Source organism: Adhaeretor mobilis (assembly GCF_007741515.1).
Classification (GTDB): Bacteria; Planctomycetota; Planctomycetia; order Pirellulales; family Lacipirellulaceae; genus Adhaeretor; species Adhaeretor mobilis.
Genome location: NZ_CP036263.1, coordinates 4,114,984 through 4,135,588 on the forward strand (window position 1 = coordinate 4,114,984; position 20,605 = coordinate 4,135,588).

Here is a 20,605-nt window from a genome sequence, read left to right on the forward strand (position 1 = left end):
CTACGCCCATTGCGACACATGCTCGTACTCCATCAACTCATCGCAGTTCGCCGTATGGCTACATCACTGCTCACCCATCGAGTTCACTTGCTGCTTCTGCTAGTGGGAATTGGACAAACGACTGCCCACGGGCAGGAGGAAGTTTATCTTAACGAGGACCAGCCAGCGGGGCCGCTTGCGGTCGAGGCCTCGCTAGCCGACGAGACATTCCAACCGTATGGAAGCTACGAGTCGGCCTGCAGCGGTTGTTCCGAGGGAGCATGCGCCGGGGGATGCAGCCGCTGCGGGTGCAATACCCAGTATTTCCACTGGATCAAGGGGCCTGGAAACTGCGATGAGTGGTGTCTTGGACCGCACTGGGAAGTCGAAGCCAGCGGGCTCATGCTCTATCGCGAAGATGCGGATTGGAGCCGCGTCACAGCTGATGTGGGTGTCGCACCGGAGTTCATCAGCCAGTTCGATCACAGCCCCGGTGCTCGGGTGTTCGCTACCGCTTACAACGAGCACGGGTACGGGCTGCAGATTGGTTACGAGGGAGTCGGTGCCTGGAATTCGCGGGCAGAATACGATCTGGGCGGAGCGACAAGATCATTCGACTACCAGACTTCACTCAACTCAATTGAAATCAACTTCCTCACGCAGCGGCCTTCCACTTGGAAGTTTTTTGCCGGATTCCGCTATGTAGAATTGGATGAAGATTTCCGCGACTTTACGGCAAACGATATCGCGAACCCAGCTCCGGCAGATCCAGCAGCAGCTCCATTCGCAACGATAGACAATGGCCAAGATTTTATATTGGAGAATCGTCTGATTGGATTTCAACTCGGCGGACTTCGCGACACTTGGCAAGTGAATAGCCGGTTTACTTTGGAACCCTTTGCCAACGCAGGCGTCTATTGCAACATGTTCAAGCGTGCCGATATCACGCGCACAGTGACCACAATCACCGCTGGCGACGATCTTTCCACGCCCCTCGTAAATGAATTCTCGCAGAGCAGCAGCGAAAGTCGCTCGACCGTTCGGCGTGACTTCGCTGAAGCGGCCTTCCTCGGCGAATTGGGGCTCACCGCGCAGTTGCGAATCAACCGATGCTTGGCGCTCACCAGTGGTTACCAGGTTCTCTTCGTCGATGGCGTCGGCGAAGGACTCGACGCGGCTTTCTCGCCCGACTTGATCTCTACCTCGCTGGTCTATCACGGCCTGCAGTTCGGCCTAGAGTATCGCCGCTAAACTTCTTTGAGGCAAAGTCACTAAGAACGCTAAGCATCAAAAAAGACGCGTTCTCTCATCATGCTCTAATGGAAAACAATAATGACTAAGCTCTATCTTACGTTTGTAAAAGGCTATTTCCTGAGTCTGCTTTCTGCGATTCTCTGCGTCCATAGCGTCTTTGAGTCAAAAGCTATCCCAGGATCGATTCCAGTTGATTGAGCAGCGAATCGACTTGCTCGTCAGTTCCTGCTGTAATGCGGATACCTTCGCCCCAGTCGGGGTACTTCATGTAGCGCACTAGAATGCCAGCCGCTTTGAGCTGCTCGTACAATTCGCCCGGCGGCTTTTCAGGGTGATTGCACCATACGAAATTCGCTTGCGAATCCACACACTCGAAGCCTAGCTCTCGTAGCGCCGCCAGCATGCGCTTGCGGGTGGCAAGAATCGTGGAGCGCATCTCGTCGAACCACGCGCGATCGTCAATCGCCGCGGTCGCACCGGCGATAGAAATTGCATCGCAATTGTAGGAGTCCTTCACTTTGGCAAGCTGCTCAATGACCTGCGGCTGCGCAATCGCATACCCGAACCTGAGGCCCGCTAAAGAATACGATTTGCTCATCGTTCGCGTGACAATTACATTCTCGTTTTGCGACGGCAGCGAAAGGCAACTCTCGTCCGCAAAGTCCACATACGCTTCATCCACGACAAGTGGACAGGGCAGGGCAGTGGCAATTCGTAAAACCTCGACCGGAGGCAATATGGTCCCCGAGGGACTATTGGGGTTCGCCAGAAACGCCAGCTTGAGCCCCTCTCGATCAGAGCTAAACTCCAATGGCAAGGTCCAGTCGGCATTAAAGGCAACGCGGTCGCACACCGCTCCCTGGATCTCGGCCAGCGTGTCGTACAACACGTAACTCGGCAGCGGAAACCGTACCGTATCGCCTGCGTCCACGAACGCTCGAGTGATGATGGTGAGCAAATCGTCACTACCGTTGCCGCACAGAATCCAATCCGGCGTGATGTTCGGACACTCACTACTGAGCAGTTCTGCCGCGCGTAAGCGGAAGTCCTTGGCCGTAGGTTCGGGGTACTTTTGTAGCCCAGTCTGGCAAACACGACCGATGGCTGCCTTCACCTTTGGCGAACAGGGATACGGGTTTTCGTTCGTGTTGAGTTTAATACACGTGCCACTCTGGGGTTGTTCTCCAGGGACGTAGCCACGCATCGCTGCGATGTTGGGTTTTACTTGCATGGTGACACTTACTACTACCGGTTCTCTATGAACCACGGAGGACACGGAGGTTCACAGAGGAAAGGAATGGGACGCGGATTGGGCGGATATTTGCAGATTGTGTTCTGTAGGGCGATAAAAGAATGACTCTGGTACGTCATGAAACAGCAAATGAATGAAGTGCTAGGACGAGAGTCACGATGGAAGCTGCTTCAAGCGTACGTTCGGCATTCCTCATCAATCTTGTCTCTCACTATTTTACTCTGTGTACCTCCGTGTCCTCTGTGGTTCTTAAGAAAATAACTCTCAAAGGTTCTCCGCGCGCAGCCTGATCGCAACGCTCTCAGCATGGGCAGTGAACCCTTCCTTCTCGGCCAAGGTCTTCACGTCAGCAGCCACTGAGTTCAGGCTGTCTCGCGTGAAATGAATGACACTGTTGCTGCGTAAGAAATCGTTTGAAGAAAGTCCGCTGGCAAATCTTGCCGTCGCCCCGGTGGGCAACACATGCGAAGGACCTGCGGCATAATCGCCCACAGCCACGGGTGAGTACGGCCCCACGAACACGGCGCCTGCATAGCGAATCTCTGCGAGCAAATCTTCCGCATCGTCACACTGGAGATGTAAATGCTCTGTGGCAAGCTCGTTAGCCAAGTCTGCCGCTTCAGCACGATCTTGCACGAGGATCAGCGCGCCGAATGATTCTAACGCCTGCTGGGCTAACTCGCCGCGAGAGAGTGTCTGCCGTTGGCGATTGAGCTCGTTCATCACTTCGTCGATGAGCGGTGCGTGCCAGGTAATGAAAATGCTGGAACCTGGCGAGTGTTCTGCCTGCGCGAGCATGTCAGCCGCTAGATAGTCCGCCTTTGCTGTGTCGTCGGCAATGACAATGACTTCGCTCGGCCCGGCGATGGAGTCGATATCGACGTCGCCGAACACATGTTTCTTGGCAAGTGCCACGAACAGGTTGCCCGGACCTACGATCTTATCGACGGCAGGCACGCCTTCTACGCCATAGGCCAAAGCAGCAACCGCCTGCGCACCGCCCATGCGATACACTTCGGTGATGCCCAACTCGTGACACGTTGCTAGGAGATCATCGTTGTAGGAACCAAACTCTGTAGGCGGAGCGACCACGGCTATTTGCTCGACGCCCGCGGCCTGGGCGGGCACAGCGGTCATGATGACCGTCGAGGGATAGGCAGCTGCACCGCCAGGAACGCACACGCCGATGCGTTTCAACGGCAAGTAACGCTGGGTAAGAAACCCGCCTCCTGGCACATCAATTGTGACGTCCTGGTGGAGAATGGCTTCTTGAAATCGCAAGACGTTCTCACGAATCCGGCGCACCGCAGCCAGCAATTGAGGATCTGCCCCACGATGGGCCGCTTCCAGTGCGTCGCCACTAACGCGCAACTGCGAATCAGAGAGATCCTTCCCATCGAGCTTACTGGTGTACTCCAGCACAGCCGCCAAACCGCGATCACGCACGTCGCCGCAGATACGCTCGACTACTTCCACAGGTGAGAGTGGCTCGCCAAACACCTCGATCGTCTTTTGGCGCCCCGCTTCGCTGACAACATTCCCCTCAGGGGCCAGCTTCGCTCGCAGCGCAGCAATCTGCTCTCCCGAGGTCGGCTCGCTCGTGTCGATTCGTTCAATATTCATGGCAGGCAAGAGAGAGTAAGCTATTGGACTATTCTGATAAATTCAGTTTATCGTGTCACAGTAAGGGCCTCTAGGCTCCAGCTTTGGATTGGACATCCACTAAGAGGAATAAGTTCATGATTGATCTTCGTAGCGACACCGTGACTAAGCCGACTGATGCGATGCGAGCGGCCATGGCTACCGCTGAGGTGGGCGACGATATGTTTGGCGAGGACCCAACGGTCGCCAAGCTCGAAGCGACAATAGCCAAGCGCCTCGGCAAGGAAAGAGCCCTGTTTGTCCCTTCGGGTTCGATGGGAAACTTGCTGGGCATCCGCGTCCATTGTGGCCCTGGTGATGAATTTCTCGCCGAGGAAAGCTGCCACATCCTCCGCTACGAGCAAGGTTCCTATGCTCAGGTCTGGGGAGTTGCTGTCCAAGCAATTCCCGGCCAGCGGGGAATTCTGGAGCCTGAGCAGCTTGTCGATCGCATTCGCCGCGTGGATATGCATTGTGCACAGACACGGCTCGTGTGTTTAGAAAACACCCACAACTACGGTGGTGGTACGATCCAGCCCATCGAAGCCGTCCAAGAAATCTGCCAGTGGGCCGCAACGCACGGCTTGAAGCGTCACCTCGACGGGGCACGCTTATTCAATGCAGTCGTTGCCACCGGCATTGCGGCAAAGGATTGGGCTCAGCACTTCGATACCGTGAGCGTTTGTTTCAGCAAGGGTTTGGGCGCACCGGTCGGCTCAGCATTGTGTGGAACCGCCGAGCATATTGAACGTGCCCGCTGGCATCGCAAAGCACTCGGCGGAGCCATGCGCCAGGCAGGCATCTTAGCTGCCGGTGCGCTGTACGGTTTGGAGAATCACACCGATCGACTGGCCGAAGATCATGCTAATGCTCTAACGCTTGCTCAAGCGATTTCTGAAGCCGAGGGGCTCACGCTCGCTGGCGAGGTGCAGACCAACCTGGTTTTCTTTGACGTTGATGAGCGGCTCGGTACGGCTGAGCAGTTCAACGCGAAGCTTGCCGAGCGAGGCGTGCTGATGTTCGACGTGGCACCACAGAAAATGCGTGCTGTGACGCACTTGGGGGTTACAGCTGAGGAAGTACGGCAGGCGGGTGGGATACTCAAGGAACTATCGCGATAGCCTCTGTATTCGCAACTAGCATGACCAAATCGAAATCCACTCCCGTGAAACCACAGATTAGTGTGGCTCAGCTATTGCTTTCGATTACGTTCGTTGCAGTTGCAATCACCGTGGGACTCGCTGCAGAGAGTGCCACCGATGATGAGTGGCTTGCTGACAATACGCATGTGTGGTTGGTGCAGGCACTCTTCGCAGCGGCAGCAACGATAGTTTCTGTTCAATTGCTACAGGAAGTGGTTCTTCTCGCACAGAATTTACTCTCTCAGTCATCCCAAGGCAGCCAGCGATTCGCCGTCGTATTCGGAATTGCCTGGAGAACTTCGTTTTCATTGCTGCTCTTTTTTTGCATCATGCTGCGACTATTGATTGACCGTGGTGTCTTAGCTTTCGGTAGCAATGAAGACTTAACACATGTATACGACGAAATATTCCCCAGCTTCATTGTGAAGGCAGTGATTGGAATTTGGTTGCTTACCGTAACCGAAAACACTCGGCCAAGCAGGAACCAATCTTTTCTACCGCTCCAATTTTCTATCAACATCGTGGTTTGCTTGTTGGTAGTGATCTACTTAGCGATAATGCTCGTCGCGCAAGGTCTGACTCGCGCTCTCGTTCACTTCGCCATGGAAGGTGTCGAGATAGGTCATGGCCTGCTATTTCAGCGACCAGGGACTTATCTCTCTCTCCCGGGAGCCGATACACTATTCTTCTATCTATCGCTTGCGGTCGCAGTCTCATGGTTTATTTCGGCCTGCTTAGCAGCTTACTATTTTTCTACTACACATCCTGCCAAGCGGCGCTCCATCGCTGCCATCAGTTCCTTCGCGTTGGCTTGTTGTGCAGTTGGATACTGGTACTGGTATCACTCCGAAGCTTTCCCACTTGCATCACCCGATTTCGCAAGCGAGGACAAACTACCACCGACGGACAATTTGATCGCTTTTGCGTTTTTGGCGATTATTCTGAGCGTTACGATTGCTTATCGACTGGTGACCCTGCGCGAAAATTCGCCATCTGTAAGTTACTATCCGGAGAGGCCACGAGCTCCAATACTGGCTCTTTCAGCGGCAATAATTGCTTGCTGCGTCGAAGTATTTGACTACTGCAGAGTTTCGAGAGTTGCCTTTTGGGAGGAGCTCGCCTATTTACTGATTTGGCCACCAATTCTAATTGACTTTGCAATCAGTGCGCTCTCATTAATTATCTTACACAAGCGATGGAATAATGATCCGAACACTAGGAAGCTAGAACTGAGACCGCTACTCGCCAAGCGCTTTCTGACTACTGTGGTGGCCACTTTAGCTTTGATGATCCTCGGTGCCCTTATAGCTGATGCTTTCACCTTCAGTTACTGGGTTGGCCCTTGGGCTCGCTGGTAAAGCACTCAAGTCACCCCGCCCAGCGTCACCGCTTTCGCGACACGCTGAATTCCCAGCATGAACGCGGCGGTGCGCAGGCTTACTTTGTGTTGGCTCGCCAGTTCCCAGGTGGATTCGAACGCTTGAGAGAGCACGCGGTCTAGCTCGCCGCGCACACGGTCGAGCGTCCAGTTGTAGTACTGGCGGTTCTGCACCCACTCGAAATAGCTAGCCGTCACACCACCGGCGTTGGCAAGGATGTCAGGCAGCACGTGGACGCCCTTCTCATCGAGAATGGCATCGGCCGCTGGAGTTACCGGGGAGTTGGCGGCCTCGATAATTATGGGGGCCTTCACTTGCGCGGCGTTTTCTTCGCTGATCACCCCGCCCAATGCGGCCGGAATGAGTACGTCGACGTCGAGTTCCAGCAGTTCTTCATTCGTGATCAGTTCTGCACCCTCGTAGCCTTTAAGTGATCGCTCGTGCAGGTTTGAATAGCGGATGGCATGCATAATATCGAGGCCTGCTTCATCGTAGTACGCGCCGCTTACATCGCTAATGGCCACAACTTTCGCATCCGCCTCGCGCAGGAACTTGGCGGCGTGCAGCCCCACGTTACCGAAACCTTGCACAGCAATGGTGCAGCCGATAGGGTTTTTGCCGATTCGTTTCAAGAGTTTAAGAGTGAGGATACCTACGCCGCGGCCAGTCGCCTCCTCGCGACCACGCAGGCCGTACAGTTCCACCGGCTTGCCTGTGACCACTCCGGGATTGAAACCGTGGTACTTGCCGTACTGATTCATGATCCATGCCATCACCTCAGCGTTGCTACCCATGTCGGGTGCGGGAATGTCGGAATCGGGACCGATAACATCGTGAATCGCGTCGATGAATTTGCGTGTGACTCGTTCTAATTCCACACGACTGAACTCACGAGGCCGAATGGCGATCCCGCCTTTTGCGCCGCCGTAGGGGATATCCACAACAGCTGTCTTCCAAGTCATGAGCGACGCCAGAGCACGGACCTCATCGAGATCGACCTCGTGATGGAAGCGTAGCCCGCCTTTCATAGGCCCGCGAGCACTATTGTGTTGCACACGAAACCCTATAAATGTATCGACCATGCCGTTGTCGCGTTCCACGGTGACTTGGACCCGCACTTCCCGATTGGGCGTCAGTAGCACCGTTCGCATGCTATCGGCCATGTCCAGCTGGTCGGCCGCCTTGTTGAAATATTGCTGAACCGCTTCAAAAGCTTGCATGGGGTTACTCGAAATGCGATCGGTCGTGTGAGATGATAATGGCAGTTGCACGATTGTGGGACGTGCGTGGATAATAGAGCCTTTAAGCGGAATCGACAAGCAAAGCTGACAGCAATGATTGGCAAGCTACTCCAGCGTGATTTTTAGGGACCACGAATAACGCGAATCTTACGAATAGCTCTCAAGGGTGCTGACTGGCACAGAGCAGCGACTCCCATGAGGCGACTTTTTCCACCTTCGTTATTCGTGCCATTCGCTAAATTCGTGGCTAAGAAGAATATGCTTGGTACTTGCGCAAGGCACTCAAAGGTGAGGAACGGTCAATGGCAGACAATGAGTTCAACATCAAAGTCGATGAGACGACCGTCCGTAGCCGAACGTCTCGAGGCAAGAAGCAGCCAAAGAGCAAGCTGCCGCTCATCATCGGTGGAAACATTGCGCTGGCGGCCTTCATTGTTGGCATCTATTTTTTCGTAATTCGCGGAGGCCCCGCAGACGCTCCGCTAGCTGATGCGAGCATTAACGTACCGGTGAAGGTTGCCCCGCAAATTCAAGAATCGGCGATTTCTGAACCGAAGCCAGCGGAGCCCCCGCCAAGAGAGACCATCCTCGACGATGATGGTGAAACCCTGTGGGCTTCGCCGACAACAGGCGAGCCGATTTCGCTACGCTTTTTTCCACCGGGCACGCCCTTGCTGTTGCAGCTTCGACCGGCTGAGTTGCTGGCTCACCCTGAGGGCGGGAAAGTGATCACTGCGCTCGGGCCTTGGGGTGAAGGTGCAACGAAACAACTCGAAGCGTTACTCGGCTATGAATTGAGCGAGGTTGAGACTCTGCTCCTCGGTGTGGTGACTGGGCAAGACAATCAGTTGGATGTGACCCTGCGTGCTGAGTTAACGCAACCGGTAACGCTGGCCGACCTGCAGGGACGTTTGCCGACGGGATCCTCCATAAACGTTGCCGGACGAACTATGTGGCAGGTGGGAAATCATTCTTATTTCGTACCGGAACAAAGCGGCGGAACTTCTCCAACCAATGCCCCTGAATCCAACACGCTTGTCATTTGCCCTACTGAGTTTACGGAGGATGCTGTCGCGGCTGGGCAGGTCGAGCCGATGCTCGTCCGAGATTTGCAGCGATTGCTACCTCATACGGACTCCGATCGTTGCGTCACCCTGTTGCTCTCGCCCAGGTTCCTCGACGCCGGCGGCAGTCGGTTGCTCGTGGACGCAGGTGAGCGCGTGCGTGACGCGCTCGACTGGCTCATGGATCGCGAGGCGACTGCAATGGTCGTCAGCATGCATTGGGATGAGAATTTTTTTGCCGAGCTACGTACCACGCCACAGCTACAAGCGCAACCGCAGCGTTATAGCAAACAGCTTGAAGAGAGACTCACCAAAGCCGCCTCGCTGGTTGAAGATCAGGTGATCGCCGGCACGTGGCCGCCGTTTGGCCGAAAGGTCTTGGCTCGCTTTCCTGCGATGCTTCGAAAGTTTGCTGGCTACACACGCGGCACAGTGGAAGATCGACACGTCGTGCTGCGAACCTACTTGCCGCTGGTTGCCGGTCACAATTTGCTGGCTGCTTCTGAACTACTACTCACCCAGTCGTCGACCAGTGGCGGGGCATCAACCGCTGCTGCTAGTGCGGGGCCGCAAACGCTCAAGCAGCGGCTTGCCCGCGTTACGACGCTCTCCTTTCCCAAAGACACGCTTGAGCAGGCCATCAAGCTGCTAAGTGAGGACCTGGGTGTGCCCATCCAAATCCAGGGGAGTGACCTACAATTAGAGGGGATCACGAAGAACCAGTCTTTCGGGATCGACTTACGCAACAAGCCGGGCGAGGCGATTCTGCAGGAGATCCTCAAGCAAGCGAATCCGGATCGCACCGCCTCGGGACTGGCCGATCCGAAGCAAAAGCTCGTGTACGTGATCCGCGAGCAGCCTGATCGAATCGAAGTGACGACGCGCTCTTCCGCCAAGAAGCGTGGCGATGCCTTACCCGCAGTATTCGAGAGTTCTGCCCAGTAAACTGATAGACTACGTGAACTGGTAGAATGGGAACTGGCAGAGGAGGAGTTATCGGAACAGAGACACATGCCTGACGTACTTTTCAAAATCACCTGTGTCACTTGCAACGCCCGGCTAAGCGTACGCAACGCTGCGGTGATCGGGCAGATACTCTCCTGCCCGAAGTGCGGCAGTATGGTCGAAGTTGCGCCGCCAGCGGAGGCCGATGCTGGGGATTGTGCGAAGGCCGAAGGTGCGGGACTGCCTGAGTACGGTGATGACAAAGATGCTTCCCACGGTGCTGAAGCAAGCCCGGCTAGTGCGCATGTTGTGGGAGACTTTGAGACCAATGCGTTGGGAATTAATGGCGAGAGCAATTCCTCCGTTGAATCTGCTACTGGCGCAAACCAAGAAATTGATGACGCTATGCCGCAAGCGGTTGACTTGGCGGCTCGCTATCGGGTGATTGCCTGGGCTTCGACAGGATTGCTGGCCTTGGTGGCGGGTGTTGGTTTGATGCTGTATACGATCTCAGGGAATGGCTCTGATCAATCCGACGAAGCTGAAACAGCTTTGCTCAGTGCGCCACTTGATGTTAAAGAGCCGACGCCAGCCACCGCGCCAAAGGCAACTACTCCGCCTACTCCACCTGTCGAGACCAATACTCTACCGGCTGTCGCTGAGACGATAACGCCACCTGAGACATCTGAACCGGCTGTTGAAGACTCTAGCCCTGAGAGCGAGCCCGCCGAAACGAATTTGCCGACTGAGCCACTGCCCCCAGAGGAGTCCACGAAGACGGTGGTCACCGATGCGACGGCACCTGCTCCGCCCAAGCGAACGCTGCGGATTGATCCGTTGGACCTCGACCCGGAAGGATTTGATCTCTCGACATTGCAATCGGACAGTGCGTCGGAACTCTCCGTCTCACCAGCGGAAACATCAAAGCCACCAGAACAACCACTCCAAATCCCCGCTGCTACCGCCGAGCGCCCGACAGTTAGCCGCGATCCGGCTCAACAGCTATCGGCCCTGGACGCGCCGGCAGTGCTGGCGAAAGAGTTACAGGCATTTGTGGTGAATGCCATGCCGCTTTGTGAGTTCCTCGACTTCACTACGCGAATGACGGCGGTCCCGGTGAGCGTCACTCCAGCGGAGCTTCGCTTGGCCGCGGTCTCTGCGACGCGATCTGTCTCCGTTTCGGTGAAAGATGCTTCGATCGACTCGCTACTCAGCGCTGCCCTCAAACCGCTGAGATTAACTCCTGTCATCGAAAACAATCAGATTCTTCTTCAACGCGGCGGACTCGAAGACGTTCGGACTATCGAATACCCGGTAGCCGATCTTCTTGATTCGCATACGGATGCCGCGAAGCTCGCCACAATGGTCCGCCAGCTTGTCGCCCCAGAGACTTGGACGGACGCATCTCCCGAAGGCCCCTTTGTCAGAGCTCTCGCCGACCAGCTACAGGTTTTGCACCAGGAAAAACGCCAGTACGAAGTCCTGCGTTTGTTGGAAACATTACGTTTAGCTCGAGGCTTAGAGCCACGCAGCAAGTATCCCGTTGCGTTACTCGTAGCCAGATCGCCGCACATGCAACTCAACGACCGACTATCCGCACCGGCTACGTTCACTTTTTCTCATTACACGCCGACCTGCGAAGTGTTCCGTTTCTGGCAAAACGAACTGGGACTGGCACTACTGATCGACTGGCCAGCACTTGCTACAGTGGACATCGAGCCGCGTACGCGTATCACATGCAGTTCGAACGACAAGCCTTGGCACGAGGCGCTGGACGACTCGCTCACGCCGCTGGGTTTATCCTGGCGCGCGGTGGACGGGCGAACTTTGCAGATTACCTCGATAGAAGTCGCATCGCAGTCGCCTCAGCTTGAGTTTTACTCTCTCAAATCCACTGTAAAACTCCACGCGAACCAAGTTGAGGACCACCTGGATCGATTAACCAAAGACACTACACTCGTGTTCTCTCCTGAGGTGTATATCGACAAGGGTTCCAACACGCTAGTCGTCCGGCACAGTTCAGCGGCGCAGCGAAAACTTGCCCAGTGGTTGACTGAGCAAGGGTTCACTAGACCGACTTCAGAATAGGTACCGTCGAGCCCCTGACGATGCGGGGACGCTGCGGGCCAACTTGTCGGCATGTTAGCTATAAGGCTCCCAAGGTTCGATCCATCGCGGCAGCAATCTTTTGACAGCCGGCCATGGTTTCTGCGAACTGATCGAAGTTCAACGACTGGTAGCCGTCACTTAGCGCTTTGTCTGGGTTGGGATGAACCTCGATAATCAGGCCGTCCGCACCCGCTGCAATCGAAGCACGCGACATCGCAGGCACCAAACTGGCATGGCCCGTGCCGTGGCTGGGGTCCATGACAATCGGCAAGTGGGTGCGTTCCTGCACGTACGGTGCCGAGGCTAAGGGCAGTGTGAAACGTGTGTGCGATTCGAAAGTGCGAATGCCGCGTTCACAAAGCATGACGTTGGGATTTCCCGCATCGAGTATGTACTCGGCAGCCAGCAGCCACTCGTCAATCGTGGCACTTGGCCCTCGCTTGAGGAGCACCGCGCACGGCGACTTTCCAGCCGCTTCCAGCAAGCGGTAGTTCTGCATATTGCGGGCACCAATTTGCAAAACGTCCGCGTACTTGGAAACCAGCTCGACATCGTCTGGCGATACGACTTCGGTAACAACGGCAAGATCCGTTTGATCACGGGCCGTCGCAAGCAACTTGAGGCCCTCTTCCTTCATCCCTTGAAAACTGTAGGGGGAGGTCCTCGGCTTGAACGCTCCGCCGCGCAGGGCCGAAGCGCCAGACTTTTTCACTGCGAAGGCCGTAGCCACGATCTGGTCTTCGCTCTCCACCGAACAGGGCCCAGCGATGACACCAACGTGCCCGCCGCCGACCGTCAAGCTGCCCGCGGTGATGACCGAGGGCTCGGGCTTTAGTTCGGAACTGGCCAGCTTGTACGGCGCGACAATCGGCATAACCTCGTCCACCCCTGGGCAACTTTCCAGCGATTCGATACCCGCGATGCGTTCGTCACCCACCGCGGCAATAACGGTACGTTCAGAGCCTTCAATGACATTCGGCTTCAGACCGAGTGACTCGACTCGCGCGATCGCATCGTCGATATTTTCTTTTGTAGCAGTATGTTTCATAACAACAATCATTTCAGTGACTCCAAAATTTGACGAGACAAAGGTAGTTCAATTGGCAACGCCAGTACGAAAAAAGCCCCGGGCGTCGCTGACGTCGCCCGGGGCTTGGTTGATAGTGTCGCTGGCAAAATCTCGCTACACGTACTCTCCCATCGCGCCGGGCTTCGTAAAATAGAAGCCCCGCGACCATGTAAACGAGAAATAGGTAGGTGCATTTGCCATGTCATCAGTATGTATCGAGTCTACCACTTCGGCAAGTGTTAGTTTGACACATTTTAGGACAGGGCGTTGCCCTGAGCCTCCGATCTTGCGAAGGTTAATGGTGCCATCCTTAAGAGTGCCAGCGGTGCCTTTTCTAGGCAAGAAAGACGCAACGTAGCCTTTCCCGCAGGTAGAATTGGGCTGATCGGGGCACGATGTCAATCATTCTATTAGCTATCACTACGCTGCAACTCGTGCTGCTGTTGGTCCTGGTAGCGGTGTTCATTCTGACTCTAATCTTCGCGTGGTTCCTCTTGCGTAGTGGGAAAAGTGACTCTCGCTTTGCTCCTCCGAGCGAGCTTGAACTCCTTTTTAAGGAGCGGTTTGCCTCAGGATGCTCACACAAATCGTGGCTCACTTGGCTGGGCGGAGCAAACAACGCCTTGACCGTTACGGTAACAAACAGGGAGGTAGCGATTTCGATCAACTCACTACTCAAAGTGTTTGCTGCGTCTCTGGACCTCGTGCATATCATTCCCCACGGGGACATCTGCAGAGTCGATCGAAAAGGCTCGAGGGTAACTTTCGATTTTGAACTTCCCAATGGTCAGATACGACGTTTCACGCTTCGGCTCAGGCGGGCGCAGGAATTCTTGGATGTGATCGAACCCCTGGTCGATCTAGAAGGCTAACAATCGAGAATCTCGGCCCAAGCATCCTGTTATCCAGGAGCCTGCGACAGATCTTGCTTAAATCTTGCGAATCCTTCGCCTTGCGGTAATAATACCACCCTCGTCTTCGCAGCGTCCTCTCCCTCGCTTCCGAAGCTTCTGTTCCACCACAACTACGCCCTCATGAGGTCACTGTCCATGCCCGCCCCCGACTCGCCCCGTCGTGACTTTCTCAAGACCACTCTCGCCGGCGCTGCGGCGGCTGCAACCCCCTATGTGCTCTCTGCGAAGACAAGAGCGCAGGAGGCTACTGAGAAATCGGAAGCGGCAGAAAAGATGCCCATCGGCGTCATTGGTTGTGGTGGCATGGGAATGGGTAACATCGACGCAGTCAAAAGTCGCGTCAATGTCGTAGCGGCGGCAGACGTCGATTCCAAGCGTGCTCAAGACATGAGCAATCGGTTTGGGGGCGGCAAAGCGGAAGTTTCTGAAGACTACCGCAAAATGCTCGACCGGCAGGACATCAAGCTCATCCACATCGCAACGCCCGATCACTGGCATACAAAGCCGCTCATCGAAGCGATGCTTGCTGGAAAAGATATCTACTGCGAAAAGCCTCTCACGCTTACCATCGATGAAGGAAAACTGATTCGAAAGATTCAAAAGCAAACCGGCGCGATCGTGCAGGTGGGTACGCAACAGCGCAGCACCTTCCACCTGTTCACCAAAGCGATGGCGATCGTCAACGAGGGGCGACTTGGCAAAATCCAGCGGGTTCAGGCTGCAATCGGCGCGGCACCAGAGAGCCCGGCCATTTCTGTGGCAGAGCCGCCAAAGCATCTCAATTGGGAGAAATGGCTTGGGCCCGCGCCCGAGGTCGATTATCGCAACCTGACCAATCCATCAAAAGATGGCAAGCGTCCGCGCCCGCGGGAATGGACGAACGGCCACTACGAATTCCGCTGGTGGTATCAGTACTCCGGCGGCAAGCTCACTGACTGGGGTGCGCATCATGTTGATATCTGCAACTGGGCATTAAAACTCAACGGCCAGACCGAGGGGCCAACCTCCATCGGCGGGACTTCAGAGCACCCCGTGCAATTCCAACACGGCGTTCCGCTAGAAAGCGATCGCTATAACACCGCCACTAAGTTCAACTTCACTGTTAAGTACCCAGGTGGTACCGAGATGATCATTCGCGACGATACCGACAACGGCGCGCTGATCGTTGGCGATAAGGGGAAAATATTCGTCAACCGAGGCAAACTTGTAGGCAAACCGGTCGATGATTTAAAAGAGAATCCTCTCCCTAAAGACGCAGTTCAAAAAGTCTACAAGGGCATGCCCATGGTCAAGAACGCGCGACGCGCTCACTGGGAGAACTTCTTCCACTGCGTGAAAGAGCGTAAGGACCCTATTTCTGATGTCCACACGCATATGCAAATGCTGAACGTGTGTCACCTAGCCGGCATCACCGCCCGCTTGGGTCGCGAGCTTAAATGGGACGATGTCAATGAGCAAATCGTCGGCGACGATGAAGCAAACAGCATGTTGGCCCGACCGTACCGTGAGGGGTACGAGATCGAGATGGGCTGATTGGAATTTCACTTTGTCTCAATGACACAAAGAGCGCGAAGGTTCGCAAAGAAACTCTGCTATTCTTTGCGCCCTTCGCGACTTTGCGTCAACAAATAGCGGCGCTATTCCTTTGCCTCCTCTTTTGGAGGCATCGTCAATCGTTCCTCTGGCAGAGCCTCCTTCACGCCCTCGACATCCCCGGCGCCCACTGGCACGTACAAACTGGCACCTTCGAAGTCTTCGCCGACGGGTTCAACCCGACCACCCAGATGTTCTGCAAGGAATGCCTCGGTCACGGCGTTGAAGCTCATGCGGTTAGCCTCGTCGCTAAAGCCGTGACCTTCGTCCGGGTAGAGTACGTAGGTCACAGGGATGTTCTTCGCTTGCATTGCTTCGACGATTTGGTCCGCTTCAACCTGTGTCACACGTGGATCGTTGGCACCTTGGCCGATCAATAACGGCCGTTTGATTGCATCCACTTTGGTGAGCGGTGAACGCGCCAGCAATTCTTGTTTTCCTTCCTCAGTAGATACGTCGCCCACGCGAATCTTCATGACCGGCATGAACATCGCCCAGTAGGGCGGCACGTTTTCCATGAGCGTCACTAGGCTCGAAGGACCGACGATGTCCACGCCACACGCGAAGGTTTCTGGTGTGTAGGTGAGTCCCACTAGCGTCGCATAGCCACCATAGCTGCCGCCCATGATGGCGATCTTGTCTTCAATAGCGATGCCTCCCTCAACGGCCCAATTGACCGTGTCGATCAAGTCGTCGTGCATCTTGCGAGACCATTCGCCATTGGCGGCATTCGTAAATGCTTTGCCGAAACCAGTTGAGCCGCGATAGTTCACACTCAGCACGGCATAGCCACGGTTGGCGAGCCACTGGTGCGAGGAGTTGAAACCCCAATCGTCGCGTGCCCACGGGCCACCATGAACATCAAGAACCAGTGGCACTGCTTTCTCCGGCACGCCATCACCATCAGGGTCACTGCCCGGTGGTAAAGTGAGATAGCTCACGAGCTTCAGCCCATCGCGTGCTTCGATCACTGGTGTGTGCATCTTTTCGAGCTCGTATTGATCGAGATCGTCACGACTGCTGAACAGGAAGTGAGCCTCGCGGTTCTTGCGATCATAGAGGTAGAACTTCAGTGGTCCATCATCCAGAATGTAGGCAACAGTCCATTTACTGTCGTCGAGGGTGCGACTGGTGATGATCAGCTCGCCATCTTCGACGGTCTCCAAGTACTCAAGGTCCGGCTTGATTGCCTCGTCGAGGATTTCCCACTCGCGTCTTGAGTACGTAAAGCCCACGGCTTGGATGGTTTTCTCTGTGGGGTGAACGATCACTTCGCCCACATCGGCCTTAGCGTTCTCCGCAATCAGCTTCTTCTCGCCAGATTCCAAGTCGACGGAAAACAGTGCGCCCGTGTCGCGGTCGCGGCTATCTTGCAAATAGAGGATCTTGCTAGTCTTGTCGAAGCCCGCTGGGCCAGTCGTCATAGCATCCTCGGGGCCGACCTCCATGAACGGTTCCCAGTCAGCCTCACCGTCTTCGTCTTGGACGTTTTTCAGCAAAAGTTGACCACCGGTTGGAGTGAAGCTCATCGCAAAGCGGACATTGAAATCATCATCAGTCACATAGCCGAGTACGCCCTCGTTCTCTTGAATGAGTTCTCGCTCACCCGTTTCGATATTCACTCGATACACATCGTGCAACTGCGCATTGCGATCGTTCAAGCCAACAAGAATTTCATTGGGAAACTTCTGACTCGTACCCTCAATACGGGCGTGAACCCCATCAACCGGCGTGAGATCCTTCGTTTCACCCGTGGCGACGTTCGTGGCATAGACATGCCAATTTTCGTCGCCGTCTTTATCCTGCGTGTAGAGAATGTGTTCGCCAGTGTAGGCCCAACTATGGCCGCGGATGTCGCGTTGGGTGTCTTTGGTGATCGGCTTGGCGGAAGCGAAGTCGTCGATCGGCGCGACCCAGACATTCAAGAAACCATCGACTGGGGCCAAGTAACTAAGCCACTTGCCGTTGGGGCTGACGCGGGCAGAAGCTTTCTGGGGGTTGCCAAACAATACGCTGCGAGGGATCAAAGCGGCCTCCTTGGTAGTTTTGGGGTCGGTAGTCGTTGATGTAGGTGTAGCTAGTTTCGAATCGGCATCCGAACGCTTAGCCCCCTGCTGCTGATTTTCCTGCCCGTCTCCGGGCTCGGTTGGCGAAGGTTGACATCCTACGGAGAGCAACAGTGTCAAGCAGAACCAAACAGGTGCCAGCACTCGCCTATCTCGAGTTGCTTGATTGAAAGTTTGCATCATGATTTTCGCTCCATCGAATCGGGCGGGCAGGGTTAGACTGATTGGCCATATTGTTCCCGTTTCCAGTCCCGGCGGCAACAGGCTACGAAAACTGTCCCCACGAGATCACCCGAGCTATACTGCCGTCATGCCTGCTCCTCAGGACATCGCTGCGAGACGCCGCTATTGCCCTCTTCTGGCCGTCGCCGCTGCGTTTCTGACAGGCATTCTAGGGGATCGCAGTTTCGGTGCGTTGTCACTCTCCATCTGGCTACTTACGTGCGTTGTCGCGTTGGCCCTCGCCTGGCGGTATCGCCGAGCAGAAGGATTTTGCAACGCCGCAGTTCTCACGCTCGTTGCCACACTCTGCCTCGGCGGAGCCTACGCCGACTTGCGTTGGAACTACTTCGCGGCCAACGACCTGGGGCGCTACGCTCCTGAACAACCGCAACCAATCTGCTGCGAGGCAGTGCTCACCAGCCCCGTGACCCATCGCCCACGCCCGCAACACGATCCGCTGCGAGCATTGCCAGCAGGCCCTTCTTCACAAACCACGGTACGAATTCTGCGGCTCCGCAATGGGCGAACTTGGCAGGACGTGAGCGGCGAGTGCCGCCTACGCGTCGCCGGCAAACTCCCTAAGCTTGTGCCAGGCCAACGACTAAAAATCTACGGCCGCTTTGCGAGGCCCACGCCGGCGCTCAACCCAGGTCAACGCGATTGGGCAGAGCGCGACCGTGGGGCAGGGCACTTGGCAGAACTCTATAGCTCGCGAGTCGAATGTGTCTTTGCGGCTGGAAGCCTTACAAGCCCCTCCCTCGTTGATCGCCTGCGAGACGCTTGCGAGCAGCATCTTGAGCGATACATCAACGACGAACAACGCCCACTCGCAGCGGCGTTGCTCTTGGGTGATCGCGGCCAGTTGGATGACGATTCAACGGAGGCGTTTTTCCAAACCGGCGTGATTCACCTACTAGTGATCTCCGGGCTACACGTCGGCATGGCCGCCGCCATTTTCTTAGGAATCGCTCGACTGCTACGATTGCCGTGGAACGCATCTCTGCTGGTGGCAGCCATTGCTGTCGTGACCTACGCCGCAGTTACGGGCATGCGACCGCCAGTTATCCGTGCTTGTCTCATGACGCTGCTGGGGCTCATTGCCCTGGCGTCGGCTCGGCCCGTTTCGCTGACGAACTTAGTTGCCGCAGCAGCGTTGGGCGTGGCTCTGGTCAACCCGAGCGAGTTATTCCTTCCAGGCACACTATTGAGTTTCCTCACTGTCACAGGGCTGCTTGGGTATGGGCGTTGGCTCAGCCGAAAGCAGCGAGACCCGTTAGTCGACCTGATCGCCAAGTTTGAATCGTGGCCTAAAAAGCTACTCCGCTGGGGCCGCACTCGCACTTGTCAAATCGTTGTTGCATCGGGCGTCGCCTGGGTGACCGCCGCGCCGTTGGTGGCCTATGCATTTCACCTGAGTACGCCTAGCGGCATTATCGTCACTCCACTCTTATGGCCACTCGTGGCGATAGGTTTAGCCATGGGATTGGGGGTCATGTTGCTCGGTTGGATTCCTCCGCTAGCCTATCTGATGGGTTGGGTCTGCGGAATCTGCTTGAGTTGGATTCGAGGAATCGTTGACCTAGCCCACTCGCTGGAGTTTGGTTCCTTCTATTGCGCCGGTCCGCAGGTGTGGTGGCTGGTTGGACTTTACGGCGGGTTGGCGGCAATCGCTTGGGTCGGGCTGCGACCTACTCGATGGCGATGGTACGCCTCCGCACTGGTCGGTTGGACGGCCGTGGGCTTGCTCTTTGCATCGTTCTCTCGTCTCAATGACGGTGAACTACGCTGTACGTTCCTCGCCATGGGGCACGGCACATGCGCAGTGGTCGAGTTGCCCGGAGGGCAAACGCTACTGTACGACGCAGGCAGTTTGAATTCACCTGAGTATGCTGGCCGTACGATCGCAGAATTTCTCTGGTCGCGCGGAATTACAAGCATTGATGCCATGGTTCTTTCTCATGCGGACGTCGATCACTACAACGCTGTGCCAGGATTGTTGGAGCGATTTCCGATTGGCGTCGTTTACATCACGCCGCTGATGTTCGATCCCATCGCCACACAGGGGCGACTCACTGCACCGGAATACCTCCGTGAGATTCTCGCCCAAGAAAAAATTCCGCTTCGCGAGATTTGGATGAACGATCGACTGGACGTGGTGGACGACGATGTCACGATCGAGGTACTCCATCCGCCCCGCACGGGTGTCATCGGACGTGACAACGCAAATAGCCTCACCCTGCTGGTGGGGTATCAGGGGAAGCGAATTCTACTCCCCGGCGATCTGGAAGAGGCGGGAATCGAAGCCGTTACCGCTGAGCGGGCCGAAGATGTCGATATTCTGCTGGCACCCCACCACGGAAGTGCTGGCAGCGACCCACCAGGGTTTGCGGCCTGGTGCACTCCTGAGTTTGTAGCAGTAAGCGGTCGCAGTCCGACTCGAACCACCCTGGCAAACCGTTCGTACAGAGAAGCGGGGGCTAAGGTTTTACACACTTCAAACCGCGGTGCCGTTGAATTCACGCTATCTGCAAGCGATCTAATGGTTAGAACCTTTCGCAATTAGTGGATGGCGCCTCCGACAGGAACCTGCCTCCTTTGCCTAACCACTAGCTCTTAACCTAACCCTTCACGACGATCATGAACTGGCGTTTCCACGTAAACCTGTACCGCTTGGCCGGAAATTGAGACCGAGTTACAACAATGCAGCTTCCCGGGCTAGCGGCTTAGTGCTGTTT

At 55.6% G+C, this 20,605-nt stretch carries 13 protein-coding genes; 8 read left to right on the forward strand and 5 right to left on the reverse strand.

The genetic code is table 11. The features are described 5' to 3' along the window. Window positions 1-18: 18 nt before the first annotated feature. Window positions 19-1,230: a BBP7 family outer membrane beta-barrel protein gene (locus HG15A2_RS16190; protein ID WP_145061333.1), complete on the forward strand. Its 1,212-nt coding sequence runs from the start codon at window positions 19-21 to the stop codon at window positions 1,228-1,230. Between the two features lie 172 nt (window positions 1,231-1,402). On the opposite strand, the gene hisC is transcribed toward HG15A2_RS16190, so the two are convergent. Then, window positions 1,403-2,464, reverse strand: a complete 1,062-nt coding sequence (gene hisC, locus HG15A2_RS16195; RefSeq protein ID WP_218932016.1) for a histidinol-phosphate transaminase — start codon at window positions 2,462-2,464, stop codon at window positions 1,403-1,405. Window positions 2,465-2,749: 285 nt separating this feature from the next. Next, window positions 2,750-4,108, reverse strand: coding sequence for a histidinol dehydrogenase (gene hisD / locus HG15A2_RS16200; RefSeq protein ID WP_145061335.1), 1,359 nt, complete (start codon window positions 4,106-4,108; stop codon window positions 2,750-2,752). 116 nt (window positions 4,109-4,224) lie between these two features. On the opposite strand from hisD, the gene HG15A2_RS16205 reads away from it, so the two are divergent. Together HG15A2_RS16205 and HG15A2_RS16210 are read left to right on the forward strand one after the other, a co-directional pair. Next, window positions 4,225-5,247: a threonine aldolase family protein gene (locus HG15A2_RS16205; protein ID WP_145061337.1), complete on the forward strand. Its 1,023-nt coding sequence runs from the start codon at window positions 4,225-4,227 to the stop codon at window positions 5,245-5,247. A gap of 20 nt (window positions 5,248-5,267) precedes the next feature. Next, window positions 5,268-6,626, forward strand: a complete 1,359-nt coding sequence (locus HG15A2_RS16210) for a hypothetical protein (protein WP_145061339.1) — start codon at window positions 5,268-5,270, stop codon at window positions 6,624-6,626. Window positions 6,627-6,631: 5 nt separating this feature from the next. Here HG15A2_RS16210 and HG15A2_RS16215 read toward each other — a convergent pair whose 3' ends face one another. Beyond that, window positions 6,632-7,867, reverse strand: coding sequence for a Glu/Leu/Phe/Val family dehydrogenase (locus HG15A2_RS16215; RefSeq protein WP_145061341.1), 1,236 nt, complete (start codon window positions 7,865-7,867; stop codon window positions 6,632-6,634). Window positions 7,868-8,190: 323 nt separating this feature from the next. On the opposite strand from HG15A2_RS16215, the gene HG15A2_RS16220 reads away from it, so the two are divergent. Continuing rightward, the gene (locus HG15A2_RS16220; protein ID WP_145061343.1) at window positions 8,191-9,897 is read left to right on the forward strand and encodes a hypothetical protein; all 1,707 of its coding nucleotides are present in this window, start codon (window positions 8,191-8,193) and stop codon (window positions 9,895-9,897) included. A 66-nt stretch (window positions 9,898-9,963) separates the two neighbouring features. Further along, window positions 9,964-11,985, forward strand: coding sequence for a hypothetical protein (locus HG15A2_RS16225; protein ID WP_145061345.1), 2,022 nt, complete (start codon window positions 9,964-9,966; stop codon window positions 11,983-11,985). 58 nt (window positions 11,986-12,043) lie between these two features. Here the strand turns inward: HG15A2_RS16225 and aroF are convergent, their stop codons facing one another. Further along, window positions 12,044-13,054 carry a 3-deoxy-7-phosphoheptulonate synthase gene (gene aroF / locus HG15A2_RS16230; RefSeq protein WP_246117762.1) on the reverse strand — a complete coding sequence of 337 codons (1,011 nt, stop codon included), beginning with the start codon at window positions 13,052-13,054 and terminating at the stop codon, window positions 12,044-12,046. Between the two features lie 416 nt (window positions 13,055-13,470). Between aroF and HG15A2_RS16235 the strand changes: the two genes are divergently transcribed. After that, window positions 13,471-13,947, forward strand: a complete 477-nt coding sequence (locus HG15A2_RS16235; RefSeq protein ID WP_145061348.1) for a hypothetical protein — start codon at window positions 13,471-13,473, stop codon at window positions 13,945-13,947. Between the two features lie 177 nt (window positions 13,948-14,124). Continuing rightward, the gene (locus HG15A2_RS16240; protein WP_246117763.1) at window positions 14,125-15,522 is read left to right on the forward strand and encodes a Gfo/Idh/MocA family protein; all 1,398 of its coding nucleotides are present in this window, start codon (window positions 14,125-14,127) and stop codon (window positions 15,520-15,522) included. A gap of 104 nt (window positions 15,523-15,626) precedes the next feature. Here HG15A2_RS16240 and HG15A2_RS16245 read toward each other — a convergent pair whose 3' ends face one another. Continuing rightward, complete coding sequence (locus tag HG15A2_RS16245; protein ID WP_218932017.1) at window positions 15,627-17,831, reverse strand: S9 family peptidase; 2,205 nt, start codon at window positions 17,829-17,831, stop codon at window positions 15,627-15,629. 127 nt (window positions 17,832-17,958) lie between these two features. Between HG15A2_RS16245 and HG15A2_RS16250 the strand changes: the two genes are divergently transcribed. Beyond that, on the forward strand, window positions 17,959-20,433 hold the full coding sequence (locus HG15A2_RS16250; RefSeq protein ID WP_218932018.1) for a ComEC/Rec2 family competence protein: 2,475 nt from the start codon (window positions 17,959-17,961) through the stop codon (window positions 20,431-20,433). Window positions 20,434-20,605 lie beyond the last annotated feature (172 nt).